We start from the raw sequence: 25,201 nt of genomic DNA, 5'->3' as shown, positions 1-25,201 counted from the left end.
GGCCATGACGCCTCTCGGACGAATCGGGAAACCTCAGGACGTGGCCAGCACGGTTGCATTCCTCGCATCGGATTCGGCGAGCTTCATTACTGGCGGTGAATTTGCAGTAGATGGCGGTATGGCCTGCTGACGTGCTGCGCGGCCTTACTGGTGGCTTCAAACATTCATTGGAACGGAGCGGTTATGGAATCAAAAATTCGACCTGACGAGGCTGTTTTGATATTCGGTGATCTTCAGGTCGGGATCGCGGAATTACCTTTGACGGTTTCAACCGAGAGTCTCAAACGATCTGCCTGGGGATTAGCCCGACTCGGCGAAATTTTCAATATACCAACGCTGGCCATGACGATCCCGAAGAGCGATGGCGGGCTACCTGAGATCATTCCAGAAATTGATGGCACGCGCACTCAGTATGACAAGTTCCTGCGCACCACGCCAGATTCATTCGCAAACGAAGCATTCCGTAGAGCGATCGAAGACACTGGTCGCAAGACGTTGATCGTTTGTGGCGTGGCGACGGAAATCTGCCTGTACTGGCTTGCCCTGTCCGGAATCGCCCATGGCTACAAGGTCTATGTCGTGGTCGATGTTTGCGGCGGGCTTTCCGTTCGTTCCGAAGATGCAGCGTTCCGTCGCTTTGAAGCCGCCGGCGCAGTGATGACATCTGTCGTCTCGTTGGCTGGCGAATTGGCAGGGGACTTCACGGAGCCGCCCGGACGCGATGCCGTCGAAGTGATCTATAAAATGATCGGCGCTTGAACGCTCGGATGGATCTTTGACTACGACTGGTACACGGAATTGGGACGCTAAATGAGACCGGCATCCTTCGACTACGTGCGGCCGGCATCTGTCGCTGAGGCATGCGAAGCGCTCACGGCAGGAGGGACGGTGCTCGCGGGAGGCCAGAGCCTGGTCCCGCTACTCAAGCTGCGCATCGTGCGGCCCAAGCGGATTATCGACCTCAATCGAATCGACGAACTCGCGGGCATCACGACAAATGAGGCGGAGGAGTTGTTCATCGGAGCAATGACCCGCCACCAGGACATCGCAGACCATCCACTCGTTCAATCCAGAGTCCCGCTGCTCGCCTGCGCAGCGAGACGTCTCGGCGACATTCAGGTGCGGGCCCGGGGCACCATCGGCGGGAACATCTGCTTCGCGGATCCACGAGCCAACCTGGCCACGGCGCTCGTTGCACTGGACGCCGTGGCCGTGTTGGTTCACACCGGCGGCGTTCGCGATTGTCCGGTAGCGGACATGTTCACGGGCTTTCGTCAGTCGAGCCGGCGAGCGGATGAACTTCTGATTCGATTGCGTATCCGGCACACGCCGGAACACGCGCAGGGGGTCTATCTCGAGCTCGCGCCCCAACTCAACGGAACACCGATCGTGAATGTCGCCGTTGTGCCTGGCGCGGCGGGTCGTGAACCTCGAATCGCGGTCGGAGGTTTGTTCGACATACCATGGCGTGCAGTGACGATTGAGGAGCTTGCGCGCACGGGGCGGGCGACCGAACACCGCATCCGTCAAGCGATCGACGAATTCCAGACGGATTGTCTACGGTTCGAGGATCTTCGAGGTGATGCGGCGTACCGGGCGCGCATTGCCTCGGTTCTTATCGCCCAGGCGCTCGACCGGTGCGCTACGGGGCGCAGTCCCGAAGCGCCAGCTCAGGAGGAATGACATGCCATCGCAGGTCGAGATCGAAGCCTGTGTCAACGGCAAGCGGGGGCGTTGGCAGATTGAGCCGCGGTTGTTGCTGGTGGACTTTCTCCGTCGCGACCTCGGGCTGACGGGTTCTCACGTCGGATGTGACGACGGTGTGTGCGGGGCATGTACGGTGCTCTTCGACGGGGCGCCGATCAAGAGCTGCCTGATGCTCGCGGTGCAGATCGACGATGCCGATGTGACCACCGTCGAGGGGCTCGGCCAGCCTGGTCGCCTTCATCCGGTTCAACAAGCCTTCATCGACGCGCAGGCGGTCCAGTGCGGATACTGCACACCGGGCTTTGTTGTCGCGGCGGCGGCCATGATTGAGCGCGAAACGCCGTTGACGGACGAAGCCGTGTGCCGTGGCCTGATCGGGAATCTCTGCCGATGCGGCTCGTATGCCAACATCGTGAAGGCTGTGCGCAGCGTTGCGTCTCAGCGCGCTGCTGGAGCGAGCGACATTGGGGACGGGTGCGATGAGCGCTGAGCGAGTGAAGCGGAGTTGGGTAGGCCGGCCGATCCCTCGGCAGGAAGACGAGCGGCTTGTGACTGGCACAGGTCTCTTTGCGGACGACGTCGAGCCGCCCGGCGCGCTGCATTGTGCGATTTTGCGCAGCCCGCACCCGCACGCGCGCATCGTCAGTGTCGACGTATCGCGGGCTCGGGCGATACCGGGTGTCGCTATCGCAATCAGCGGCGCAGAGGCGCGCGAGCATTGGACGCCGTTGCCCGCCACCTTCTCGCTCCCTGGCATTGTGATTCCCACGGTCTATGGACTCGCTGTCGACAAGGTCGTCTACGAAGGAGAGCCAGTCGCGGCAGTCGCCGCCATCGACCGCTATCTGGCCGAAGATGCCCTCGAGGCGATCGAGGTCGTCTATGAGGTGCTTGAACCTGTCGCGCTCGATCCGGAAGAGGCCATCGATTGGGGCAAGGGTCCGTCACCAGTATCGACGAAGGTCTACGAGAACTGGCCGGACAACGTGCAGCTTCGTTACGACTTCTCCATCGGCGATGTTGACGGGGCCTTTGCGCGAGCCGATACGATCGTCAAAGCGCGCGTCGCCGTCCATCGCTACAGCGCGATGCCACTCGAGCCTCGTGCAGTCGTCGCGGAATTCGAACCCGCGAGGCGCTCGCTGACCGTGCGCCTTGCCACTCAGATCCCGCACCAGATGCGTTCGCTTTTTGCGCAGATGTTCCGTCTGCCCGAGTCATCGGTCCGTGTGCTGGCGACTGATGTCGGCGGCGGGTATGGATCGAAGGCACAGCCTGATGCCGACGTTGTCCCGATTCTGTTGTCGATGCTGGCCGCTCGCCCCGTGAAGTGGGCAGAGACGCGAGAAGAATGGCTGCTCGCGGCACCGGTCGGCTCGCGCAGCTACGTGCATCGCGGCGAACTCGCGCTCCGCTCGGACGGGACCATCCTCGGCATGCGCGATCGCCTGCTGATCGATCTCGGCTGTGATGGAGTCGCTCGCGCTAACGGTGCGGCAGGAGCAATCATCGGCGCCATTTACGCACCCGGGCCGTACCTCGTCGACGCCTACGAAGTGAGCGCTCGTGGCCTGCTGACGACGAAGGCTCCCTACGGTGCCTACCGAGGGATGGGCAAGGACATCGCCAACCAGGTCATCGAACGGTTGATGGACAAGGCGGCCGCTGCATTGAACATCGATCCGGTCGAGCTTCGCCGCCGCAATTTGCCGGTGAGCTTTCCTCATCAGATCTGTACCGGGCCGGTCATCGAAAGCGGAAGCTTCGCGGCATGCCTCGACCTGTTGTGTAAACGAATGTCGTTGCCTGACCTGCGCGAGCAACAGCAGCAAGCCCATGCAGAAGGGCGCTACCTCGGGTTTGGCGTGGTCTCGACGCTCGAACCCTCGGGTGGCGCTATCCCTATGTCAATCTTCAGCGGGATAGAGAGCGCCACCGTGCGGCTTCATCCCGATGGCACAGCGACTGCTCTCACGGGCATGCAGTCTATTGGGCAGGGTATCGAGACGACCTATGCGCAGGTGGTCGCTGATTGCCTCGGGCTCGAGCCGGGCGACGTTCGTATGCGCTGGGGTGATACCGAGTCTGTTCCATATGGCCAGGGCGCATTTGCGAGCCGCGGCGCTACCTTCGGTGTCGGTGCCATCCATAAGGCGGCCACCGAGGTCAGACAGAAGCTCGCGATGGCGGCCGGCATCGCGCTCGACGCGGCACCGCAGCACATCGAGCTGGCTGATGGCGTGGCGTGGGTCAGGAATACCGACAAGGCGATGCGGATCGCGGAAGTAGCGAGGCGAACGTACTTCGAGCCCGGCCCTTACGCCATGTTGCCGGGCGTATCTGATCCGTTATTGGAGGCGAGCGCCACCTATGCGAGTCCGGATGTCAACTGGGTCCCTGACGAGTTTGGGCGGCTTCGGCTCTATCCGACGCACGCTTGCGGGGCCATTGGCTGTCTCGTCGAAGTGGACGCACGCACGGGCCAGGTGGAGGTGAGGAAGATCTGGGTTGCGCATGACGCCGGGCGGCTCATCAATCCGGGCATCGTGGACAACCAGCTACGAGGCAGCGCGGTTCAGGCTCTGGGCGGCACGCTGCTGGAACAGATTGTCCATGACGAAGCTTCGAGACTTCTGACTCGCACCCTTGGCGACTACCAGATCCCTCACATCGCGACGGTGCCCGAGATCGATGTTCTGCATATCGAAACCCCATCGCCACTTACGCCGCTGGGCACGAAGGGCGTGGGCGAAGGTTGCCACATCGGCCTTGGCGCAGCGTTGCTTTCGGCTGTGGAAGATGCGCTTCGCCCCTTCCGGGCGGAAGTGCTCGAGACCCCGCTTACCCCGCCTCGCGTGTTAGCGCTGATCGGCCACGCGGTGGAGAACGGCTCCCCAACAGCCAATGTCGCAGGAACCTGATCGGTTCTGCTGTTGGCATGCGCTACAGGTTTTGAGGCCGGATTACCGGTCGGCGGGGATGCCCCTTTGGCATCAGGTCGGTACTTGCAAGACGGAACGGACGAGATGGCCCGCGTCAACGCGCGGTTACGCGTGCGCGGCGTCGAGCGGCTCGGGTGATCGGCGCCACCACCATGTCTCGGATTACGGCAGTGAACACGAGCGCCCCCGCAATGATGACCAGCGAGGACGGTGCGGACATGATGCGGCAGCATGCGAGGCTGCGACGGTTGGTTTCATCGTGAACCGACGTGCGGTACGTTGCTGTGGCGCAGCCGCGCTGGTCGTCCATGACAACCCGGTAGACGCATTGCACGCATCCGCCCATATAGGATTCGCAGGCCGAGAATCGCATCTTCCAAATTCGCAACTTGGATCTGGAGCTTGAATTTTCTACGCTGTTCATCAACGACAGATCAAACCTGATCGACGTAAAAACCCAGGGAGACGACATGCGGCTGAACTTGTCCCATGCTCCTATCGCCACCATCGCCGATCCATGATGCTTCCCCCGAGCTCCATCTTCAATACTACGAAAGGAACCTAAGACATGAGCAAGACCAACAACCGCATCGACCAGACTTACGACGAGCTCGAGGTTGGGCAAGTCTTTCGTTCGGGAGGCCGAACCGTGACGGAAACGGATGTGGTCAACTTCTGTGCGTTTACCGGCAACTGGATCGAGATCCATTCCAACGTCCAATACGCATCGAAGACTCGGTTCGGCAAGCGACTGGTGCAGGGATCGCTCACATACTCCATTGTCACCGGCCTCATTCAGTTTGGCCTCGGGATCCAGGCGAATTACGGCATCGACAACATGCGTTTCCTCGCGCCGGTCTTCATCGGGGACACCATCTACGCAGTATGTGAAGTCATCGGCAAGAAGGAGAAGGATGACAAGTACGGCGTGATCAAGTTTCTGATGAAGGCGGTCAATCAGGAGGGAGTCGTCGTCCAGAAAGGTGAGTGGAGTCTGCTGATGCTTCGGCGCCGCGAGGACCTCGATGCGCTGGTCAGCCTTTCGCTGCCTGAAGTTAAGGACTGAGGGGCCGACGTATGACACCCAAGCCACAAGCCGCGATCGTCGGGATGGGAGATGCTTACGCATCCGTGCGCGAGCGCAAGGATCCCCTGCAACTTGCCGCCGAAGCCACGCACAAGGCGCTCGCAGATGCGGGCATCGGGAAAGGCCAGGTTGATGCGGTGTTCACCGGGCGTTCGCCCTGGGCCGACAAGCGCTCCCAGTGGAGCAACATCTTCTGCTCGCACATGCACATGCCAGTGACGATCACCAGCGAGATAACGATGCACGGTGCAGGACTGAATGCAACGGTTGCGATGGCGTCGCAGATGATCGCGGCAGGTCGTGCCCAGTACGTGCTGTGCCTGCAAAGCGACGCCACGGAGCTTTTCGTCGATGCCGTAGCAATGGGCGCTGAGGCGGATGCCGATCCGCAGTTCGAGATTCCCTACGGTCCGACGATCCCGTCGCTCTATGCGCAGGCCGCTTGCCGCTACTTCCATGAGTTCGGCGTGACAGAGGAGGATCTTGCCGACGTCGCGATTGCAAACCAGAGGTGGGCGGTGCATCACCCGCATGCGGTCAAGGCCCGGTTTGGCGAGATCGATCGCGCCAAAGTCCTGGGTTCACCGTATGTGGCCACACCTTTGCGACGCTGGATGTGTTCGACCTGGGGCGGCGGCACGGGGGGGGCGTTGGTGGTCACCTCCGTGGAAAACGCGAAGAAGGCCCGCGATGCGGTATACGTGATGGGCTACGGGTCAGCGACCACGCATGAGTACCTTGGCGATCGCGTGAACATGCCGCACTGTCGATATGAAGCGCTCGGCCCATTTCCGAATCTCACCTACACAGCCACGGCCGAAGCTGCACGCCAGGCATACGCGATGTCGAAGCTTGCTCCCACTGATATCGAGATGGCGCAGATATCGGTCAACTTTGCGCACATGGGGCCAATCATCATGGAAGACCTCGGTTTCGCGAAGAAAGGGCAGGGCATCAGCCTCTACCGGGAAGGACGCACGGGCGTCGACGGCGACTTGCCGACCGACACGAATGGAGGCTGGCTGTCTTTCGGTCAGCCAGGCATCTCCTGCAATATGGACAGCTACGTCGAGGCCATCCGTCAACTGCGCGGGCAAGCACTGGGCCTTGTACCGGGCAAGCGCCCGCGCACCGTGCTGGTTCAGGGCTCGGGCGGCATGCTGGCCGCCGGGAGCGTGACCATTCTTTCTTCCAACACGTGATCGGCCCGCGAACAAGGAGCACAGCGTGAGCACTGAAATGCATTCCACCAACGGCTGGCCCCAGCCCTACCGCCTGCTCGATGCACAGCCCTACTGGGAAGCGCTGCAGGAAGAGCAACTCAAGTACCAGCGCTGCGCGAGCTGCGATCAACCTGTTTGGCCAGCGCATTGGTATTGCCCGCATTGCGGATCAGGCTCGCTCGAATGGAAGGATTCGAGCGGCCGCGGAACGGTTTACTCGTTCAGCACCGTCATGCGCGGTCCAACGCCGGTCTGGGCCTCGATCGTGCCGTACACCGTCGGCTTCGTGCAGATGGTGGAAGGCTATTTTCTGTTCACCCAGATCGACGGAGCTCCGGAGTCAATCGCAGTAGGCAAGAGCGTGCAGGTGCACTTCATCAGGCGCGGCGAGCAGACGCTTCCGGTTTTCTCACTGGTGCCGTGAGCTGACCGATGCCGCTGGTGCCATCCGTCAAGTTGAAACTGGAGTAATGAGAATGTCCGGACCACTCTCGGGCGTACGCGTTCTTGACCTGACGTCCAACATCATGGGTCCCTATGCCTCGCTGTTGCTGGCCGACATGGGGGCGGACGTGTGCAAGATCGAATCTCCGGAAGGTGATTCCACGCGCTCGGTCGGACCTGGGCGCAACAAAGGCATGAGCGTCACCTTCCTGCACGCGAACCGTAACAAGCGCAGCGTCGTGCTAGACCTGAAGAAAAACAGCGGTCTTGCTGCCTTGAAGCGCATGGTGTCGACGTCGGATGTCCTCATGTACAGCCTGAGGCCGAAGACGATGGCCAAGCTCGACCTCGCCTATGAGCAAGTGCGTGATGCGAACCCGCGCCTGATCTACTGTGGTGCCTTCGGCTTTGGCCAGCGCGGGCCATATGCGGATCGTCCCGCGTATGACGACCTGATGCAGGCAGCGGTCGGCATGCCCCTGCTGCAGGCACGCAAATCGGGTCCGCCGCAGTATGTGGCAGCTGCCTTCGCCGATCGCGTTGTGGGCATGGCGATGACCCAGGCGATTGCCATGGCGCTCTACTATCGGGAGCGGACAGGCAGCGGGCAGGCCGTTGAGGTACCCATGTTCGAAACGTTCGCGCATTTCGTGCTGGGCGATCATCTGTACGGCCACACATTCGTACCGCCCATTGGCGACTGGGGCTACGAACGCATGATGAGCCCTGAGCGCAAGCCGTACCGCACGCTCGATGGCCATGTCGGCGTGAGCGTGTACACCGACCGCCATTGGCAACGCTTCTTCGAGATGGCCGGCCGGTCTGAAATGGCAGCCGATCCCCGTTATGCATCGCTGGCCGCGCGGATGCAGCACGTCGTCGAGCTGTTCGAGTTCCTTGCGCAGACCTTCGAGACCAGGTCGACCGACGAGTGGGTAAAGCTGCTCGTAGAAGCCGACATTCCCATTGTGAAGATGAACACGCCGGAAACGCTTCTGGACGATGAGCACATGAAGGCAGTGGGGTTCTTCCAGATGCAGGAGCACCCCACCGAAGGGCCGATCCGTACGCTGGGGATCGCGCAGCAATGGAGCGAGAGCAAGCCTGAGGTGCGGTATCCCGCGCCGCGCCTCGGCGAACATACTGTTGAGGTACTGCTGGAATACGGGCTCACGCAGCAAGAGGTCGACGCTGCCCTCCGAGACGGCGGCGCTCGCGCAGAAATCCAAAATTCGAACCAGGAGTTGAATCATGCATGATGAGTTGCCCCTGTCCGGCGTTGTCGTCGTCGAGTTGAGCGACAACGCATCGCTGCCGTTTGGTGGCCAGACGCTCGCCGGCCTCGGCGCGCAGGTGTGGAAGGTGGAGCGGCCCGGTGGCGATGCATCCCGCGGTTGGGGGCCGAGCAAATGGAACGGCAGCGGCGCTGCATTCCATGCACTCAATCGCGGCAAAAGCTCGATCTGCATCGACATCAAGGATCCCGCGCAACTGGCAATGCTCAAGGACCTGATATTCCAGCATGCGGATGTATTTACGCACAATCTGCGGCCGGGCTCAGCGGGTCAATACGGCCTGGACCCCGAAAGTCTGCGGGCTCGCAAGCCGGAACTCATCTGCTGTGAGGTCGGTGCGTTCGGGCATGTCGGCCCGATGAACAAAGAACCCGGCTATGATCCGCTAATGCAGGCTTTCTCCGGGATCATGAGTCTCACCGGCGAGAATGGGCAAGCTCCGTCACGTGCCGGTGTTTCCATCGTGGACTTCGGAACGGGTATGTGGGCGGTGATCGGTATCCTCTCTGCGCTTTACCGCCGCAAAGTCACCGGCAAGGGCGCTACCGTCAATTCCTCGCTGCTTGAAACGGCCATTGCCTGGATGTCGGTCGGCATCGCGAACTACGCCACCGACGGCGAGCCAGGCAGTCGCCACGGCTCGGGTATCGCATTCATCGTGCCGCATCGCGCATTCACCACGAAGGATGGCTATCTCATCGTTAGCTGCGCGAATGATCGCCTGTTCGGGAAGCTGAGCGAGGCACTCGGTCACCCTGAATGGGCAACGGATCCGAAATTCGCGACGAATGCGGCGCGCCTGCAAAACCGGGCGGAGATCGATGGACTCATCGGCGATCGGCTTGCCACCGACACGCGGGCATACTGGAAGAAGCAACTTGAAGCCTATGGCGTCGCGTCGGCACCGATCCAGACCACGGCCGAACTGTTCGCGCACGAGCAGACGAAGGCGCTGGGGATCCTGGGCAAGCCGTCGCCCGACGAGATCGAGTGCGTGGGCGTGCCGTTGTCGTTCGACGGCCAACGCCCGCCGCCGCTCGCGTCCGCCCCGAATATCGGTCAGGACAACGACCGGATGCATGCACTGCTGGAAGCGGCGCGGGTGAAGTAACGGCCTGCATACCTCTTCAATTTCAAGCGAGGATTCCACATGAGCAACAACGAAGCTCCCGACGCGAGCCGCCTTTTCGCCGAGTTCGTTACTACGACGCGCTTCGAGGATCTGCCGGCCAAGGCGATTGCCAGCACGAAGCGCTCCATTTTCGACACGGTGGGCGTCATGCTCGCCGGCGGCGGCCCGGACGCCAACGCGCAGCGCATCGTGCGGATGCTCTCACGCTGGGGCGGCACGCCATCCGGCACTGTAATCGGGCACGACGTACGCCTGCCGGCGCCTCACGCCGCGTTCGCAAATGCGGCGATGGCCCACCAGTATGACTTCGACGATGTGCATGACGAAGCGGTGGCGCACCCGACGAGCAATTCGTTCGGCGGGGCGCTGGCCGCGGCAGAGGAAGTACCCGGGTGTACGGGACGCGAGCTGCTCTCAGCGGTCTTGCTGGGCAACGAAATTGTGTGCCGGGTTGGGCTCGCCATCAAGGGATCGCTATATGACTATGTCTGGATCTGGCCGGCAGTGGTGGCGATCTGGGGTTCGACGACGGCATCCGCGCGGGTGATGGGCCTTGATGCAGAGCAATTGCAGTCGGCCTACGGCCTGACGCTGCACCAGACCGGCACGACCTTGCAGTGCCATCACGGCCCGGGCTCCGACGTGCGGGGGTTTCGTGACGGCTTCGGTGCGCGCAACGGCGTGACCGCTTCCTATATGGCCAGGGCTGGCCTGCGCGGCGACGCCGCCGCTTTCGAGGGCAAGTACGGCTTCTACGGCGCCTTTTTCCGGGGCGAATATGACCGCGAGCGCCTCGTAGGCGAACTGGGCCAGCGCTACACGGCGGAGCGGATTTCGATCAAGGCGTGGCCATCGGCGCGCGAGACACATGCGACGCTGCAGGCACTGATCGAAGTGCGCGAGCGGCAGAGCATCGATCTCGATTCGATCGAAAAGGTAGTGCTTCACGTGGGCGATACGAATCTCCGATTCTGCGAACCGGGCGAGGCACGGCGACGCCCGACCGTACGGATGGACGCGCTATGTGCGCTACCCTTCTGCGCCGGTGTTGCATTGGCCCACGGCAGTGTGCCTTTGGCCGCGTTCTCCGATGAAGGCATGCGCGACGCACGCGTCCTCGCGCTGGCCGACCGTGTGACCTGGCAGGCCGACGAATCTCTGTCCGAAGGCACGGTCGAGGGTGGCGACGTCGAAGTGCATCTGAAGAACGGCCAGAAATTCCGTCACCAGGTGCGTCACGGCATCGGGCATCCAGACTTCCCGATTTCAGACGAGCTCCTTCTGCGCAAGTTCATCGACTGCGCGGCTCTGGCGCAGCGCCGCCCGAGTGAAGTCGAGGTGCGCAAGTTCTGGGACGTCGTGCAGAATCTCGAGAACGTTGAAGTTGGAGAATTCTCCGCGGCTATCCGCTCGCTTGCAAGCGCCTGACCGCCGTGGCTTGAAGTTGCCCTGAAGGAACCTTGTGCGCCGCCCGCGCTTGCGAGTGGCGCACAAGGTTTCGTAATATCGTCCGCAGTGGGCTCCCAACAGTAAACCCGCATTGAACCAAACTGTGGCGGTCGATGACTGACGTCGCCTCAGCGTACGTATGCGCCACCGTTTGACCCGGCGCGTACGACGAGAAACCTACCGGCGTCCGCCGACTGACTCCTGTGCCTCGGGAACGATGCGGCACCCGCATCGACTCCTACACGTGATTGGCGTTAGAGATCGCGCTCGCGAAGAAGGGAAACAGGCAGGCAGTCGTTGATCAGTTCGATTGTTCGAACGTCGAGGTACGCGACAGAACAGGCGGCCGACAGAAGCCCGAGTAGATACCAGCAAACATCCTCGCTGATCAGAGGACGCTCGGGCCGCCGGTGCCTCGATTGTGGCTGGTCGCGATTGCTCCTGACGTTTGTGGTGCTATGTGCCGAGTCGTTCATATCTACTCCGAACCAGCTTTCATTGTGAAACGGCCAACTGAAAATAGCTGCGACAAAGTGGATCCGATATGCGATCGGAATTCGTTCTCGATCGTCGAGGGTCGCTGATGCGGATCGTTCGTTTCCAAAGGCCGAGGCCGCCGAGGCAGCGCACATTGCGGTCATCTTGGCGACGCTCATATGCGACTCGGGGTTTGCGGGGTGCTCTGCAGCAACGGCTGTCTTTCGTTTGAATGTCGAGGGTATCGTCAGTCAAGCGGCTTCGAAGATCGCCGCCAGCCCCTGACCACCACCGACACACATCGACTCGAGCCCGTAGCGCCCGCCGCGCCGACGCAACTCGTAGAGCAGCGTGGCCAGCATTCGCACGCCAGTGGCGCCAATCGGATGGCCTAGGGAAATGCCGGAGCCGTTGACATTCAAACGCTCCGGCTCGTTCCAGTTCCAGCCCTTTAGCACGGCCAGGACCTGCACAGCAAATGCCTCATTCAGTTCGACCAGATCGATCCGGTCGAATGAAAAGCCGGTACGTTTGAGAAGACGCTCGACGGCGGGAACGGGTCCGATTCCCATCTTTGCCGGCTCACAGCCGGCGGCGGCCCAACCGACGAGATAGCCGAGCGGTGACAGTTCGAGTTCGTCGAGCTTGTCCTCGGCGACGACCAGACAGGCTGCTGCGGCGTCGTTCTGCTGACTGGCATTCCCGGCCGTGACCGTGCCGTCTTTAAGAAGTGGCCTGAGCCTGGCCAGCGTGTCGGCGGTAGTGTCAGCGCGGATGCCTTCGTCTCTCGTGAATGCGATGGGTTCGCCTTTCCTTTGCGGCACGGCAACGGGCACGATTTCCTCATCGAATTTCCCTGCCTGCCATGCGGCAGCCGCGCGTTGGTGACTAGACGCAGCGAAGGCATCGGCTTGCGCACGCGTGATGCCGTATTCACGAGCGAGATTTTCAGCCGTCTCCACCATCCCGGAGATATAGCCGAAACGTTCCTCAGGCTGAGATCGCTCGCGGCCGCGCTCGAGACGGTCATGTAACCGCACCGATCCCGAACGCTTGCCCCAGCGCATATCCGTCGTGTAATACTCGATGTTGCTCATACTCTCGACCCCGCCGGCGAGCACTACATCGGCCGCGCCACTTTGTACCATCATCGCTGCGGTCACCACGGCCTGCAGTCCACCGCCGCAGCGTCTATCGATCTGGAAGCCCGGCACATTGATCGGCAACCCGGCATGCAGCGCTGCCCAGCGCCCAATGCAGGGCGTCTCGCTGTTGGCATAGGACTGGGCAAAAACCAGGTCGTCGACGCGAGACGGGTCGATCCGGGTGCGCGCAAGTACGGCCTTGATGACGGAATCCGTTAGCGCTTCGACTGGAACGTCGCGCAGGCTGCCTCCAAAACTTCCGACTGGCGTGCGCACGGGTGCCACGATCGCTGCTCGTCTCATCAAATCTCCTCGCTTCTTCATTTATCGACGTATGCCTCAATCCGTTGACCGTGACCGAAGATCTGCTGCTCAGCGCGACCGGCTTTGTGGACGGCATTGAAAGATTGCGAAATGATCAACATCCGGTCAACGCGAAGAGCAAAACATTTCCGTACTCTGACAGCATCTTTTTCGGTCCTCGGGTGATCCCTTATGCGATGTCGCCGAGTGTTGTGCCTCCGCGTCCCAGACCGGCCGATTCCAATTGTTTCTTTGTACGGAACCTGCTCCGGCGATGCGTTGACTTGCCTATGCCTGGAATTCACGATGAGTTAGAAGTTGACTAAATGCGGGACGGAGGCAATGCTTGTGTTGCAACAGTCAACCAGCGTTCTCTCTCGTCCGTGCACCGAGAACATCTATCAATCTGCGCGGAACATCGATGAGTGATCTCATGAGACATGAATGGCAACCAACGGCCGATGATATCGGCTCCGCGAACGTGAAGATTTTGCTCGAACGATTGGGTCTTGACCACTATGACGAGCTGCTAGCGTTTTCGAACGACCAGCCCGACGCGTACTGGAAAGCCGTTGTCGAGTTTTGCGGAATCGTATGGGACGTTGGCTACGACACCTTTCTGGACGCATCCGCGGGGCCGGAGTTTCCAAAATGGTTTCGCGGCGGACAATTGAATTGGGTGAACTCAGTCCTCAAATGGGCAAGCGATCCAGACACCGCAGGACAGCTTGCGGTTGTCGCCGAGCGCGAGGACGGTTCGATAGAGCAGTTGACCTATCGCGACCTCGCAAAGCGGGTCGCGTCATTCGCAGCGGGCCTGAAGGCAAAGGGCGTACGGCGAGGTGACCGTGTCGGCCTGCTGATGGAGAACGGCGTCGAGGCAACCATCACGTTGCTTTCGGTCGCCTGGCTCGGTGCGATCGTGGTGCCACTGTTCAGCGGCTTCGGTGTCGATGCGATCGTGTCACGCCTGTCATCATGTTCCGCTCGTGTGCTCATTGCGACAACCGGGTTTTCGCGCCGCGGCAAATGGGTGGACACATGCACGCTCGTCAACGAGGCCACCTCGCGGCTAAGTGCGTTGGAAATGGTCGTCTGGAAGGGCGCGAATGAATCGCTGACGTTCAACGACAGCGTACTCGACTGGCATGCCGTCGCCGACGCACAACCAGCGGTCGCACCTGAGCGCATGTCGCCCGAAGACCCTTTCATGGTCATCTATACATCGGGTACGACGGGCAAGCCTAAAGGTGCGGTTCATACGCATGGTGGCTTTCCGCTCAAGATTGCGCACGACTCAGCGATACATTTCAACGTCAAACAAGGCGATGTTTTTTGCTGGCCAGCCGATATCGGCTGGATTGCTGGGAGCCTCGTGATGTCGAGCGCGCTGCTGCGCGGGGCTACACTGGTCTGCTACGACGGCGCGCCGGATTTTCCCGATTGGTCGCGTATGTCACGGCTGATTGAGCGTCATCGCGTCACGCACTTCGGCTCGGCGCCGACGCTGATCCGCGGCCTCTCTGCCAATGCCGGACTCGCCACGCAAGGCGATCTGTCCACTGTGCGTCTTTTGATTACAGCGGGAGAGGGTATTGATCCGGAACACTTTGTGTGGTTCCAGCAGGCGTTCGGCTCGGGGCGGCGTCCCGTCATCAACTATACAGGCGGCACCGAGGTATCTGGCGCGCTGCTATCGAGCGTCATCGTCAAGCCGATAGTTCCGAGTGGCTTCAATACGGCGTCCCCATCCGTTGCGGTTGATGTCGTGGGTCCAGTCGGAGAACCGCTGATCGGTCAGATCGGCGAACTGGCTGTTCGGAAGCCGTTCGTCGGCATGACACAGTCGTTCTGGAAGGACGACGAGCGCTATCTTGACTCCTATTGGCGGACCGTACCCGGCATCTGGCTGCACGGCGACCTCGCCATGCATCGCGAAGACGGTCACTGGTTCATGCTGGGACGCTCCGACGATACCATCAAGCTGGCCGGGAAGCGGGTGGGGCCTGCGGAAATCGAGGAGGTCTTGCTCGAATTGGCGCAGGTTGCTGAGGCAGCAGCAATCGGTGTCGACGACCCGGTCAAGGGGCAGAAGCTCGTCGTGTTCCTGGTCTGTGGGCCCCAGGCGGCCGGCTCTCTCCCGCAACTCGAAGAAGCGGTGGCGCGGCACGTGGATCGGCGGCTCGGGCGTCCGTTCCGGCCGTCGGCGATCCATGTGGTCGGGCAATTGCCGAAGACGCGCAGTTCGAAGATCATGCGACGCGTCATACGCAGTGTGTACTGCGGCCTGCCGCCTGGAGATCTGTCGTCGCTCGATAATCCGGCCGCAATCGATGAGATCCGGATGGCAGCGCAGGATTAAGCGCACTTGTCACGTAGACCGCAATGAGTGTGTCACCGCCCACGGCGCGGTGGCGTGCGGTAAAGCGCCGTCGCGGTGACACTTTCGCTTCCAGTGCGAACGAAATAAAAGTGTCACCCATTGAAAGCCAGGGGTGGACGCCAGGCCGGGATCCATGGACGACAGCGGAGCATCGCAAGGCGTTCACGCGGCAGTATTTCCAGCGATATTTTGGATGAACAGTAGCGGATACGCGATGTCCGGCACGGTGGCCGTTCGGGTTAACTCATGCCGATCGTCTCTGCACGAAAATGCGCTCGATCTGTCGCGTACGCTGAACTTCGTCGTGATCCAGGTAGATCGAGGTGGTGGTGATCGACGCATGTCGCAGCGCGCGGGCGAACTGGACGTCTCTCGTGCCTTCACGACCGGCGATCCCCTGACCGTCAAACCCGCGAACGGATTCGCCAGCGCATAGCGCTGTGCCGCGCTCGACAATCGCCCACAGCAGCAACCGTTCCGCTTCCCGGCGATAGGTACGCCGGGTCTCCACCGCTTCGTGGCGTTCGAGCCAGGCGTTGATTGCCAGCCAGTCGTTATCGGCCTCGATGGCGCATACCTGCTTCGGCGCGCGGAAGATTCCGCATGAACCGTCCACCTCGTGCGGGACGAGGATGTTTTCCCATGGCGTAACGGGGGAGGCCGCTTCCGTGACGATCAAGGCGCGGGCGCGCTCGGGAGCGCAGGATGTGTGGCAAAGAACGCTTCGATCCGCCGGGCACTACGTTCACCGAGACCGGGGATCACGACCCACCATCGCCGGCGGCGGGGAACTCGGACAGTCAGGTCGGCCAGCGTCCGGATGCGGTGCCGATGCAGTACCGGAATGTCCCGGGGCGGGAGCCAGGATTCGACCGCATCGCTCACAAGTGGTCGCGGGACCGGAAGTAACGGCAGGACGTCGAGCGCCCGGATCGCATCACTGCGGTGACGAGTACGCTCGCCCGCCACGCATTGAAACGGCTCCGCGAGATCGGCGCGATGGCGGCTGAGGGCGAATCCGACCACCTGCCGGCGAATGCGACCGATCGCACCGCGCGTCGAAGGGCTGCCATCGAGCGCCTGCGGACAATATCGCAGGATCGCGTCGCGCGCGCGAGCGCCGTCGTACCACGCGCGGAGAGGGAAGCGGTGCCGGGTTACGATGGTGGTATGGAAGAGTTGGGCATCTCCTCAGCATAGGTAACGGCTTATGGGATGACGTGAGGCTTGGTGTGACGCGTTTTCCAGGCTGCGCGCTTGAACGAAAAACGCAGCTATATCGCTAATACCACATAGCGAGTGGGCCGCAGCGCGTGGGCATCAGCCAGTCGCGCTAGGTAGCAGGCGGCAGCGCACGCGTGTCAACGTCAGTCGGCTGTCGAACTGTGTCCACATAGTTCGTTGATTGTTATCGCAAAGTCCAGCGGGTCCACGCAGCGACCGTCGTACGGCTTGTTGCCCTTTATCCCCGATATCTCAAGGCGTCCACGAGAAGCCTGAAAGCAGGCGATGCATGGCGCCGGTGGGGATAGTAGAGATGGTATCCCGGCAGGTCGGGTGTGAACCTTCCCAGGACCCTCACGAGCCGCTCGGCGTCGAGACAGGGCTGGACCTGGTCGAGCGGCAGATAGGCAAGGCCGTGGCCGTCGAGCGCCGCATCAAGGATGAGATCGATGGTATTCAGCACAAGCTGACCATCAACCCGGACACGTGCTTCGCGACCTCCGCGTTTCAGTCGCCATGCGTTTACCGTGCCCGACGTTGGCAGGCGTAGATTGATGGCCCGGTGGTCGATCAGTTGAGCCGGTGACGTCGGCATTGGGCTGTCGCGAAAGTATTCCGGCGAACCGACGATCGCCATCGGAATGTCGGGGCCAATCCGCATCGCGATCATGTCCCTGGCGATCTCCCCGCCGAGGCGTACTCCGGCATCGAAGCGGTCGGCCACGACGTCTGCCAGCCCGTAATCGACTGTGACCTCGACGTTGATGTCCGGGTTTCCAACAAGCAGCCGCCGCATTGCCGGAATGAGGATTGTTTTGGCTGCGTGTTCCACGGTTGTGAGCCGAATGGTGCCAGACGGACGATCACGCAGGTCACCCAATGAGGCGATTGCCGCGTCCAGGTCGTGCAGCATGGGGCCGAGGGTCGCGAGAAGCCGCTCACCGGCTTCCGTGGGGGCCACGCTTCGGGTCGTGCGCGAGAGCAGGCGCAGGCCGAGGCGCTCTTCAGTGCGACGCACGATCTGGCTAAGCGCAGACTGTGCCATACCGAGGCGGGTGGCCGCCTTCGTGAAACTGCGCTCTTCTGCCACAACTACGAACACCGTTAGATCCGCGATCTCGTCCCGCCGCATAAGGTTTTCTCCCGCATCGAATTGATTTATCACAGGCATGATAGGCCCCATCGATATTGGGCGTCTAATCAATCCAATCCTTCTGGTCTACATTGGATGGCGTCGGTCCTGAACCGAAGCGCCGGTCTAGATTAAGAGGAGCCTGATTGTGGGCAAAGTCACGTTCGCCAATTCGTGTAACAAGGCGATCGCCATGTCGGCGGTGGTCAACTTTCCGGAAGGATTCGACGAGAACCGTGTGTATCCGGCGATCGTGGTGTCACATCCGGGCGGCGGCGTGAAGGAGCAAACCGCGGGCACCTATGCGAAGAAGCTTGCGGCGCACGGTTTCGTGACCATTGCCTACGACGCGTCCTATCAGGGCGAGAGTACCGGCGAGCCGCGCCAGCTTGAAAACCCCTACATCCGTACCGAGGACATCAGCGCGGTGATCGATTACCTGGCGACGCTGCCGTACGTCGACATGAATCGCCTCGGGGCGATGGGCATCTGCGCGGGAGCCGGATATGCCGCCTGCGCCGCGATTCAGGACCGTCGGATCAAGGCCGTCGGCACCGTGAGTGCCGTCAACATCGGTACGCTGTTCCGCAATGGCTGGGACAACAGTGGAAAGTCCATCGACGCATTGCCAAACATCGAAGCGGGCTCCAACGCCCGAACCATGGATGCCCGCGGTGCGGCTTTGGCCACGATGCCGCTTGCGCCCCTGCGGGAGCAGGACGCCCCGAACGAGGAGATGCGTCAGGCTTGGGAGTACTACCACTCGGTCCGCGCGGAGTGCGCCACGGCGCCGGGTTTCGCCACGCTACGCAGCCTGAACCAGATCGTCACCTACGACGCCTATCACCTGGCCGACATCTATCTGACGCAACCGCTGTTGATCGTTGCGGGCAGTGAAGCGGGCAGCAGGTGGATGAGTGAAGAACTGTTCGATCGTGCTGCAAGCAAAGACAAATCTTTTCATGTTGTCGAGGGCGCCAATCATATGGACCTGTACGACGTGTGCAGGTTTGTTGAAGAAGCTGTGTCGGTGCTCGCACCGTTCTTTTTGAGCAGGCTGCCTGTGATGGAAGTGGCGAGCCGGGCATCGCGGGGAGAGGGCCACGTCAGCCAGATCCCCAGAAGGCGCTTTCCGTCGACCGCACGAGGCGGCAGACGGTCTGCAACCAATATCTGAGTCACAGGAGAGTTTAATGACCAGGACTGTTCTCATTACCGGCGCGGCGTCGGGGTTTGGCGAAAACCTCGTCCACAAGTTTGCTGAAAAGGGCTGGAACGTCACTGCCACGATGCGGGATATCAACAAGGCGCCGTTCAGCTTCGCGAAGCTGTCCAACGTCCATGTGACGCGACTGGATGTGCGCGATGAAGCGAGCATCCATCAGGCACTTGCCAGCAGCGAGCAGCGCTTCGGTGCGCTCGATGTGCTCGTGAACGCGGCGGCCAAGGTGCTTGGAGGCACCCTCGAGGAACATACGATCGACCAGGTCAGGGACCAGTTCGAGACCAACGTGTTCGGAACGCTGGCCGTGACCCGTGCTGTCCTGCCCGGCATGCGCGCGCGGGGTTCGGGCCACATCCTCAACTTCTCGTCTGCCGCTGGGGTGATCGCCATGCCCCTCATACCCGCATACGCGGCCTCGAAGTTCGCGATCGAGGGCTATAGCGAGTCTCTCGCCTTCGACCTTGCGCACCTTGGTGTCATGGTCACGATCGTCGAGCCCGGCTACTTCGAAACGGAGCTTGGCAGCAAGGCCGAAGCCCCGGCACAGAGGATCGAGGCTTATGCGCCTGCCGCTGAGCTGCGTGGCGCGATATTCGACTACACGCCGGGGAACCTCGACGGCGCCAGTGAAGCAATCGTATCCATCGCGGGCTCGAAGGACGCACCTGTGCGCCTCTATGTGGGACACGGTCTCGACTCTGTGCGCAAGCGCTATCAGGAACATCTTGATGCGTGGAAGCAGAACGAGTCCATTACCCGCTCAACCCTTTGACCTTGGGAAGCTCACCAATGAAGACCTGGTTTATTACCGGAGCCAGCCGTGGATTCGGCCTTGAAATCGCCCGTGCTGCCCTGGCGGCGGGGGATCAGGTCGTTGCCACGGCGCGCAAACCACAACAGCTCGAATCCGTCCTCGCCGGAGACCGACTGCTGGTGCTACCGCTCGACGTCACCGATGAGCTTTCGATCCGGTCCGCCGTTGACAGGGCTGTCCAGAAATTCACGCGCATTGATGTACTCGTCAACAATGCCGGCTACGGTCAGCTGGGAGCATTCGAGCAGCTGTCGGCCGCAGCAATCGACAGGCAGTTCGCCACGAACGTCTTCGGGGTGTTCGCCGTAACCCGGGCGATCCTGCCGGTCATGCGCGCGCAGCGATCGGGCCATGTGCTCACAGTGTCGTCTATCGGCGGCCTTCTAAGTACGCCGGGGGCGTCGATCTACTGTGCGTCCAAGTTCGCCCTGGAGGGCTGGTCGGAAGGGTTGAGCGGCGAACTGGAGCAGTTCGACATCAAGGCGACGCTGATCGAGCCAGGTGCCTTCCGTACGGACTTCCTTGATGCCACATCGGTTTTCCATGGCGATGTCTCAATTCCCGACTACGAAGCTTATGGCAATACCCTACAGGTCAGGTTCGACGAGGCGAACTACCGGCAGCCCGGAGACCCCGCCAGGCTCGGCGAGGTTGTGGTGGCGCTGGTGCAGTCGAAAGAGCCGCCGGTCCGCCTGGCTGCCGGGACCGATGCTTACGAAGGCGTGATCAGGCGCGCAGGTCGGGACCGCGAACTGGCCGACGAGTGGCGCAGCGTGTCGGTTTCGACTGACTTTTCAGAATAATCAGCAATACGAAATCGTACGAATCGGCCAGTTGCTCAATTGGAAGCAAAACGTGCACTGGCCGAGGAGTCATAGCGGAACCTCTGGAGGATTGTCGTCAGTTATATCCAGAGGCCGCCCGCGATACCCGTTTGATCCGTTCAACCACGAAGGAAATCTGTCATGCGACACGAAGTCAAATTCCCCAGCAGCGGCCTGAGCATTGCCGGCCATCTCTATGTTCCCGAAAACGCATCCGGTCCTCTGCCGGGCGTCGTCATCAGCCACCCTATGGGCGCGGTGAAGGAACAGAGCCCGTCCAACTATGCAGAGCGCCTGGTCAAGCAGGGTTTCGTCGTTCTGACTTTCGATGCGGCCTATCAGGGTGACAGCGAAGGCTTGCCTCGCGGGCTGGAAGATCCGACCCAACGCGCCGAAGATGTCAAGAGCGCGGTTTCTTACCTCTCGATCCGGCCGGAAGTCGATCCGCAACGCATCGGCGCGCTCGGCATCTGCGCATCGGGTGGCTACGTGCCGTTCGCGGCTCAGACCGACCACAGGATCAAGGCCGTTGCCACCGTGGTCGGCGCGTGCGTTGGCATCCTCTGGCGTGACGGCATGGACGGAAAGCAAAGCCCGGACGTGCTGCAGAAGCAGCTCGACGAGGCGGCTGTCGATCGCACCAACGAAGCGAAAGGCGAGCCGGTCCGCATGGCTCAGGTCGTGCCGGCGACCGACGAACAGGCAAAGTTCTTCCCCGAGAGGAGCATGTTCCGCGAGGCCTACGACTACTATCGCACACCGCGTGGCCAGCATCCCCGCTCGACCAATCAGTGGGTTCCGCGCAGCGTCGACAAGATCGCGCAGTACGACTCCTATGCCCTCGTCGATCTCATTGCGCCGCGTCCGCTGCTGATGATCACCGGTACCGAAGCCGATACCCAGCGCTTCAGCGTCGAGACGATCGATAAGGCCAAAGGGCCGAAGGAGCTGTTCTGGATCGAAGGCGCGTCACATGTCGACCTGTACGACAAGCCCGAGTATGTCGATCCCGCCTCCGTGAAGCTCGTTAGCTTCTTCAAGCAGCATCTCAGTTAAGCGGACCGCGCCATCGCAAAAGTGTTCCAGGGTGGCGCAGGCTCCTCTTACTATCGTCACCATGCCGGCGCGGTTGTTCAACCCGCGCCGGCATGGTGAGTGCCAGTCCGCTTCGTCCCGGTTGCGATTCACGGAGTAGTTTCATGCTTAAAGCGCAAGACATCGCCTTTCTATTTCTCGATTTCCAGATCGACGTCATCCCTGCAGCGAAAACTCTGCCGCTGGAGCGCCTTCAAACATCGGTGGGCGCATTGGCAACGCTAGCCAGGGATTTTGGCGCACCGGCATTTATCTCGACCATACCGACCGGCTCGGAGACGAAGCTCATCCCCGAACTTGAGGTCGACGGGCTTTCTGCGACGATGGCCACCCGCAATGGGCCGCATCTATTTGGCCACGCGGAGTCCGTTCAACATATCAGCGCGCTGAAGAGACCGGTGCTCGTGGTCGGCGGTGTCCTGACCGAAATCGTTGTCCTCAATGCTGTTTTAGGTGCACGAAACGCCGGCTACGAAGTGCACGTAATGATCGACGCTTGCGGTGGATGGAGCGAGCGCACCGAAACTGCGGCCATCGAACAGATGCGCGCGGCCGGCGCGGTTATCTCCTCGACGCTCACGCTCTCGACGAGTCTGCTCGAGACATTCTCCTCGCCGGATAGCGCTGCTGTTTTGAAGGCTATCGGTGCACTGCTCGGCTGAGCGCTTGCGCCAGGCCCGGGCGCGCTGCGACCGTTGACCGCATAGATGGCATCACATAGATACGCAATATTATTTTCAGGAGTTTCCCTCATGAACAAGCTCTCAGTCGCGCCGTTGTTCCAGCCGTTCAAGCTCAAGTCCCTGACGTTGAAAAATCGCATCGTCATGGCACCCATGACGCGCTCATTCGCTCCCGAAGGAGTCCCTGGCGAGAACGTCGCGGCCTATTACCGGCGCCGCGCCGAAAACAACGTGGGCCTGATCCTTTCCGAAGGCACCGTGATCGATCGCCCCGCGTCGAGCAACGACCCGAACATCCCTCTTTTCCATGGGACGGCGGCACTGAACGGCTGGAAGCATGTGATCGACGAGGTCCACGCCGCGGGCGGAAAGATGGGCCCGCAGATCTGGCACGTCGGCTCGTTGAAAAGCCCGATGACTGCATGGGAGCCGGGCGTGCCCGTGGAAAGCCCGTCGGGTCTGGTCGGCCCGGGCGACAGCCGTGGCAAGGCGATGAGCGATGAGGACATCGCCGACACCATCGCCGCTTACGGGCGCGCGGCGGCGGATGCCAAACGTCTGGGTTTCGACGTAGCCGAGATTCATGGCGCGCATGGCTATCTCATTGACCAGTTCTTCTGGGCCGGTAGCAACCAGCGCACCGACAGGTATGGCGGCAGCACCATCGAGGAGCGCTCGCGCTTCGCATCGGAGGTGGTGAAAGCCGTGCGTGCAGCCGTGGGCGAAGACTTCCCGATCATCCTGCGCCTTAGCCAATGGAAGCAGCAGGACTACTCGGTGCGCCTGGCTGACACGCCCGAGCGCATGGGTGCGTGGCTTACTCCGCTGGTCGAGGCCGGCGTAGACATCCTGCACTGCTCGCAACGCCGTTTCTGGGAGCCGGAGTTTCCCGAAATCGACGGCGAGGCAGGCCTCAACTTTGCGGGCTGGGCCAAGAAGCTCACCGGCGCGGCCACGATCAGCGTTGGTTCAGTCGGGTTGGGCAGCGATCTCACGGCCTCCTTCAGCGGCGAAACAGCGGCGCCGGCGAGCCTCGATGCCCTGGTGCAGCGCATGGAACGTGAGGAATTCGACCTGATCGCGGTGGGCCGTGCGCTGCTCGGCGATCCGCGGTGGGTAGCGAAAGTGCTGGGCGGCGCACACGACGAGTTGAACAGTTTCAGTGCGGCCGCGCTGGCCGAGCTGGTCTGAACCCGTACCACGACTGGACGACGCACCACCGTGTTCTGACTCCGGCGCCTGGCTTGCCCTGAAGCTTGCGGATCGAGTACATCCGAAAGCACTATCGGGTGTACTCGATCCGCAAGCTCCGGGAAAGCCCCCTCGCTGCAAACAATCCAACTGGATCTCGCACGGTCCGCCGACGCCGGGTATAGGTTCATTCGAACCTTACGCGGTAGCCACGGCTGGTTGTCGCTGATCATAATCAAATCGACTCTTATGACGCAACGAACATCGCCACTCTTCCAGCCGTTTGCATTCGGGAACGGCGTTGCCCTTCGCAATCGCTCCGTCATGGCGCCAATGACGACCTGGTCCGCCAATGCCGACGGCACGGTGTCCGATCAGGAGGTGGCCTACTATCGCGCCCGAGCCGAAGGCGTCGGCATGATTGTGACCGGCTGCACCCACGTGACGGCAAACGGCATCGGGTTTACCGGTGAATTCGCTGCTCATGAGGACCGGTTTATTCCGAGCCTGCGCCGTCTCGCGCAGGCGGCGAAAAGCGGTGGTGCGCCGGCGATCCTGCAGATCTTCCACGCTGGCAACAAGGCCGTGCCGCATCTGGTTCCGGACGCTCGGGTGGTCAGTGCCAGCGCGCTAAAGGCGCCTCCTGGTCCATTCAACGACGGCGAAGTGACCAGTCAGGCCCTCACTCACGACGAAATAGTGGAAATCATTCGTGCGTTTGGCGAGACAACACGCCGCGCCATCGAGGCAGGGTTTGATGGCGTTGAATTGCATGGCGCTCATGGATTCCTCATTCAGAATTTCTTTTCGCCATTTTTCAACCAGCGCAACGACGAATGGGGTGGCTCTCTGGAAAACCGCATGCGCTTTCCACTCGCGGTCGTGCGTGAAGTGCAGCGCGTCATCGCGGAACATGCCGGGCGGCCCTTCCTGCTTGGTTATCGCCTGTCACCTGAAGAACCAGGCGAAGGCGCACTGCGGATGGACGACACTTATGTCCTGATTGACGCGCTGATCGAGAGCGGTGTCGATTACATCCACGCCTCGCTCTTTGATATCCCGAATGCCAGGCCGCTGGACTATGCGGGCGAGCATACGACCGCCGAGTTGATTGTTGAACATGTCGGTGGCCGCATACCTCTAGTTGCAGCTGGCTTGGTCCGAACGCCCGGTGAAGCCGTCAAATCGTTGGCATCGGGGCTGTCGCTGGTCGCAATCGGACAGGCGCTGGTGATGAATCCGGACTGGATCGAGCTCGCGAGCGATGGCCGGGCGGCGGACATTGCCACCACACTGGATCCGTCGCGAGTGCCAGAGCTGGCGATTCCGGACAAGCTGTGGGAAGTGATTCAGGCAACGAAGGGTTGGTTTTCGCTCGATACCCAAGCGGTGGTTGCTGAATGAGCTGACCAGGTGTCTGGGAAGG

At 61.4% G+C, this 25,201-nt stretch carries 26 protein-coding genes; 20 read left to right on the top strand and 6 right to left on the bottom strand.

Annotation, left to right across the window (positions count from 1 at the left end; all coding sequences use genetic code 11):
• The 5 genes from OKW28_RS01310 to OKW28_RS01290 all read left to right on the top strand — a co-directional run.
• Positions 1–130: SDR family oxidoreductase (locus tag OKW28_RS01310; protein WP_429443278.1), on the top strand; the 130-nt coding region annotated here is incomplete at its 5' end.
• Positions 131–183: 53 nt separating this feature from the next.
• Positions 184–759 (top strand): isochorismatase family protein, encoded by a 576-nt coding sequence (locus OKW28_RS01305; protein WP_429443237.1) that lies wholly within the window; start codon positions 184–186, stop codon positions 757–759.
• Between the two features lie 51 nt (positions 760–810).
• A complete protein-coding gene (locus OKW28_RS01300; protein ID WP_429443234.1) occupies positions 811–1,683 on the top strand; it encodes an FAD binding domain-containing protein in 873 nt (290 codons plus the stop codon).
• A 1-nt stretch (position 1,684) separates the two neighbouring features.
• Positions 1,685–2,197, top strand: coding sequence for a (2Fe-2S)-binding protein (locus tag OKW28_RS01295; RefSeq protein WP_429443232.1), 513 nt, complete (start codon positions 1,685–1,687; stop codon positions 2,195–2,197).
• A gap of 58 nt (positions 2,198–2,255) precedes the next feature.
• On the top strand, positions 2,256–4,628 hold the full coding sequence (locus tag OKW28_RS01290) for a xanthine dehydrogenase family protein molybdopterin-binding subunit (protein WP_429443229.1): 2,373 nt from the start codon (positions 2,256–2,258) through the stop codon (positions 4,626–4,628).
• A gap of 115 nt (positions 4,629–4,743) precedes the next feature.
• Here OKW28_RS01290 and OKW28_RS01285 read toward each other — a convergent pair whose 3' ends face one another.
• Positions 4,744–5,157, bottom strand: a complete 414-nt coding sequence (locus OKW28_RS01285; RefSeq protein WP_429443227.1) for a hypothetical protein — start codon at positions 5,155–5,157, stop codon at positions 4,744–4,746.
• Positions 5,158–5,217: 60 nt separating this feature from the next.
• Here OKW28_RS01285 and OKW28_RS01280 point away from each other — a divergent pair, with 60 nt between their 5' ends.
• Genes OKW28_RS01280 through OKW28_RS01255 form a run of 6 tightly spaced genes read left to right on the top strand, consistent with a single transcriptional unit; the run spans position 5,218 to position 11,258 of the window.
• A complete protein-coding gene (locus OKW28_RS01280; RefSeq protein ID WP_131315396.1) occupies positions 5,218–5,715 on the top strand; it encodes a MaoC/PaaZ C-terminal domain-containing protein in 498 nt (165 codons plus the stop codon).
• An 11-nt stretch (positions 5,716–5,726) separates the two neighbouring features.
• Positions 5,727–6,938 (top strand): thiolase family protein, encoded by a 1,212-nt coding sequence (locus OKW28_RS01275; protein WP_429443224.1) that lies wholly within the window; start codon positions 5,727–5,729, stop codon positions 6,936–6,938.
• 25 nt (positions 6,939–6,963) lie between these two features.
• Positions 6,964–7,383, top strand: a complete 420-nt coding sequence (locus OKW28_RS01270) for a Zn-ribbon domain-containing OB-fold protein (RefSeq protein WP_429443222.1) — start codon at positions 6,964–6,966, stop codon at positions 7,381–7,383.
• 52 nt (positions 7,384–7,435) lie between these two features.
• The gene (locus OKW28_RS01265) at positions 7,436–8,662 is read left to right on the top strand and encodes a CaiB/BaiF CoA transferase family protein (protein ID WP_429443220.1); all 1,227 of its coding nucleotides are present in this window, start codon (positions 7,436–7,438) and stop codon (positions 8,660–8,662) included.
• Entirely contained in the window at positions 8,655–9,809 is a 1,155-nt protein-coding gene (locus OKW28_RS01260) for a CoA transferase (protein ID WP_131315399.1), read from the top strand. Before OKW28_RS01265 ends, OKW28_RS01260 begins: the two co-directional genes overlap by 8 nt.
• 39 nt (positions 9,810–9,848) lie before the next feature.
• The gene (locus tag OKW28_RS01255) at positions 9,849–11,258 is read left to right on the top strand and encodes an MmgE/PrpD family protein (protein ID WP_429443218.1); all 1,410 of its coding nucleotides are present in this window, start codon (positions 9,849–9,851) and stop codon (positions 11,256–11,258) included.
• Between the two features lie 275 nt (positions 11,259–11,533).
• On the opposite strand, the gene OKW28_RS01250 is transcribed toward OKW28_RS01255, so the two are convergent.
• Positions 11,534–11,935: a hypothetical protein gene (locus tag OKW28_RS01250; protein ID WP_429443216.1), complete on the bottom strand. Its 402-nt coding sequence runs from the start codon at positions 11,933–11,935 to the stop codon at positions 11,534–11,536.
• A 72-nt stretch (positions 11,936–12,007) separates the two neighbouring features.
• A complete protein-coding gene (locus OKW28_RS01245; protein ID WP_429443214.1) occupies positions 12,008–13,204 on the bottom strand; it encodes an acetyl-CoA C-acetyltransferase in 1,197 nt (398 codons plus the stop codon).
• Between the two features lie 421 nt (positions 13,205–13,625).
• Here OKW28_RS01245 and OKW28_RS01240 point away from each other — a divergent pair, with 421 nt between their 5' ends.
• Positions 13,626–15,566 carry an AMP-binding protein gene (locus tag OKW28_RS01240; protein ID WP_429443276.1) on the top strand — a complete coding sequence of 647 codons (1,941 nt, stop codon included), beginning with the start codon at positions 13,626–13,628 and terminating at the stop codon, positions 15,564–15,566.
• Between the two features lie 265 nt (positions 15,567–15,831).
• On the opposite strand, the gene OKW28_RS01235 is transcribed toward OKW28_RS01240, so the two are convergent.
• Positions 15,832–16,266 (bottom strand): hypothetical protein, encoded by a 435-nt coding sequence (locus OKW28_RS01235; RefSeq protein ID WP_429443212.1) that lies wholly within the window; start codon positions 16,264–16,266, stop codon positions 15,832–15,834.
• Positions 16,263–16,472, bottom strand: a complete 210-nt coding sequence (locus tag OKW28_RS01230) for a phage integrase family protein (RefSeq protein ID WP_429443210.1) — start codon at positions 16,470–16,472, stop codon at positions 16,263–16,265. Before OKW28_RS01230 ends, OKW28_RS01235 begins: the two co-directional genes overlap by 4 nt.
• 60 nt (positions 16,473–16,532) lie before the next feature.
• Between OKW28_RS01230 and OKW28_RS01225 the strand changes: the two genes are divergently transcribed.
• Complete coding sequence (locus OKW28_RS01225; protein WP_429443208.1) at positions 16,533–16,787, top strand: hypothetical protein; 255 nt, start codon at positions 16,533–16,535, stop codon at positions 16,785–16,787.
• Positions 16,788–17,049: 262 nt separating this feature from the next.
• Here the strand turns inward: OKW28_RS01225 and OKW28_RS01220 are convergent, their stop codons facing one another.
• The gene (locus OKW28_RS01220) at positions 17,050–17,982 is read right to left on the bottom strand and encodes a LysR family transcriptional regulator (protein WP_429443206.1); all 933 of its coding nucleotides are present in this window, start codon (positions 17,980–17,982) and stop codon (positions 17,050–17,052) included.
• A 109-nt stretch (positions 17,983–18,091) separates the two neighbouring features.
• Between OKW28_RS01220 and OKW28_RS01215 the strand changes: the two genes are divergently transcribed.
• The 7 genes from OKW28_RS01215 (at position 18,092) to OKW28_RS01185 (ending at position 25,179) form a co-directional block, all read left to right on the top strand.
• Positions 18,092–19,120 (top strand): alpha/beta hydrolase, encoded by a 1,029-nt coding sequence (locus tag OKW28_RS01215; RefSeq protein ID WP_429443204.1) that lies wholly within the window; start codon positions 18,092–18,094, stop codon positions 19,118–19,120.
• Positions 19,121–19,136: 16 nt separating this feature from the next.
• Positions 19,137–19,940, top strand: a complete 804-nt coding sequence (locus OKW28_RS01210; RefSeq protein WP_131315403.1) for an SDR family oxidoreductase — start codon at positions 19,137–19,139, stop codon at positions 19,938–19,940.
• Positions 19,941–19,957: 17 nt separating this feature from the next.
• Complete coding sequence (locus tag OKW28_RS01205) at positions 19,958–20,785, top strand: oxidoreductase (protein WP_429443202.1); 828 nt, start codon at positions 19,958–19,960, stop codon at positions 20,783–20,785.
• 162 nt (positions 20,786–20,947) lie between these two features.
• A complete protein-coding gene (locus OKW28_RS01200) occupies positions 20,948–21,862 on the top strand; it encodes an alpha/beta hydrolase (protein ID WP_131315405.1) in 915 nt (304 codons plus the stop codon).
• Between the two features lie 143 nt (positions 21,863–22,005).
• A complete protein-coding gene (locus OKW28_RS01195; RefSeq protein WP_429443200.1) occupies positions 22,006–22,563 on the top strand; it encodes an isochorismatase family protein in 558 nt (185 codons plus the stop codon).
• Between the two features lie 90 nt (positions 22,564–22,653).
• Positions 22,654–23,775, top strand: coding sequence for an NADH:flavin oxidoreductase (locus OKW28_RS01190; protein WP_429443198.1), 1,122 nt, complete (start codon positions 22,654–22,656; stop codon positions 23,773–23,775).
• 249 nt (positions 23,776–24,024) lie between these two features.
• The gene (locus OKW28_RS01185) at positions 24,025–25,179 is read left to right on the top strand and encodes an NADH-dependent flavin oxidoreductase (protein ID WP_429443196.1); all 1,155 of its coding nucleotides are present in this window, start codon (positions 24,025–24,027) and stop codon (positions 25,177–25,179) included.
• The last annotated feature ends 22 nt before the right edge of the window (positions 25,180–25,201 follow it).

The organism is Paraburkholderia sp. 40 (genome assembly GCF_050434105.1).
GTDB lineage: Bacteria > Pseudomonadota > Gammaproteobacteria > Burkholderiales > Burkholderiaceae > Paraburkholderia > Paraburkholderia tuberum.
Note: the sequence above shows the minus strand (reverse complement) of the source record. Positions and strands in the feature narration are given on the sequence as shown.

Bases quoted from the DNA above. Each gene is read 5' to 3' on its own strand.
- OKW28_RS01305 (WP_429443237.1), top strand. From the start codon at position 184: ATGGAATCAAAAATTCGACCTGACGAGGCTGTTTTGATATTCGGTGAT.
- OKW28_RS01300 (WP_429443234.1), top strand. From the start codon at position 811: ATGAGACCGGCATCCTTCGACTACGTGCGGCCGGCATCTGTCGCTGAG.
- OKW28_RS01295 (WP_429443232.1), top strand. From the start codon at position 1,685: ATGCCATCGCAGGTCGAGATCGAAGCCTGTGTCAACGGCAAGCGGGGG.
- OKW28_RS01285 (WP_429443227.1), bottom strand. From the start codon at position 5,157: ATGGTGGCGATAGGAGCATGGGACAAGTTCAGCCGCATGTCGTCTCCC.
- OKW28_RS01280 (WP_131315396.1), top strand. From the start codon at position 5,218: ATGAGCAAGACCAACAACCGCATCGACCAGACTTACGACGAGCTCGAG.
- OKW28_RS01275 (WP_429443224.1), top strand. From the start codon at position 5,727: ATGACACCCAAGCCACAAGCCGCGATCGTCGGGATGGGAGATGCTTAC.
- OKW28_RS01265 (WP_429443220.1), top strand. From the start codon at position 7,436: ATGTCCGGACCACTCTCGGGCGTACGCGTTCTTGACCTGACGTCCAAC.
- OKW28_RS01260 (WP_131315399.1), top strand. From the start codon at position 8,655: ATGCATGATGAGTTGCCCCTGTCCGGCGTTGTCGTCGTCGAGTTGAGC.
- OKW28_RS01255 (WP_429443218.1), top strand. From the start codon at position 9,849: ATGAGCAACAACGAAGCTCCCGACGCGAGCCGCCTTTTCGCCGAGTTC.
- OKW28_RS01250 (WP_429443216.1), bottom strand. From the start codon at position 11,935: ATGAGCGTCGCCAAGATGACCGCAATGTGCGCTGCCTCGGCGGCCTCG.
- OKW28_RS01245 (WP_429443214.1), bottom strand. From the start codon at position 13,204: ATGAGACGAGCAGCGATCGTGGCACCCGTGCGCACGCCAGTCGGAAGT.
- OKW28_RS01240 (WP_429443276.1), top strand. From the start codon at position 13,626: ATGAGTGATCTCATGAGACATGAATGGCAACCAACGGCCGATGATATC.
- OKW28_RS01220 (WP_429443206.1), bottom strand. From the start codon at position 17,982: ATGCCTGTGATAAATCAATTCGATGCGGGAGAAAACCTTATGCGGCGG.
- OKW28_RS01210 (WP_131315403.1), top strand. From the start codon at position 19,137: ATGACCAGGACTGTTCTCATTACCGGCGCGGCGTCGGGGTTTGGCGAA.
- OKW28_RS01205 (WP_429443202.1), top strand. From the start codon at position 19,958: ATGAAGACCTGGTTTATTACCGGAGCCAGCCGTGGATTCGGCCTTGAA.
- OKW28_RS01200 (WP_131315405.1), top strand. From the start codon at position 20,948: ATGCGACACGAAGTCAAATTCCCCAGCAGCGGCCTGAGCATTGCCGGC.
- OKW28_RS01195 (WP_429443200.1), top strand. From the start codon at position 22,006: ATGCTTAAAGCGCAAGACATCGCCTTTCTATTTCTCGATTTCCAGATC.
- OKW28_RS01190 (WP_429443198.1), top strand. From the start codon at position 22,654: ATGAACAAGCTCTCAGTCGCGCCGTTGTTCCAGCCGTTCAAGCTCAAG.
- OKW28_RS01185 (WP_429443196.1), top strand. From the start codon at position 24,025: ATGACGCAACGAACATCGCCACTCTTCCAGCCGTTTGCATTCGGGAAC.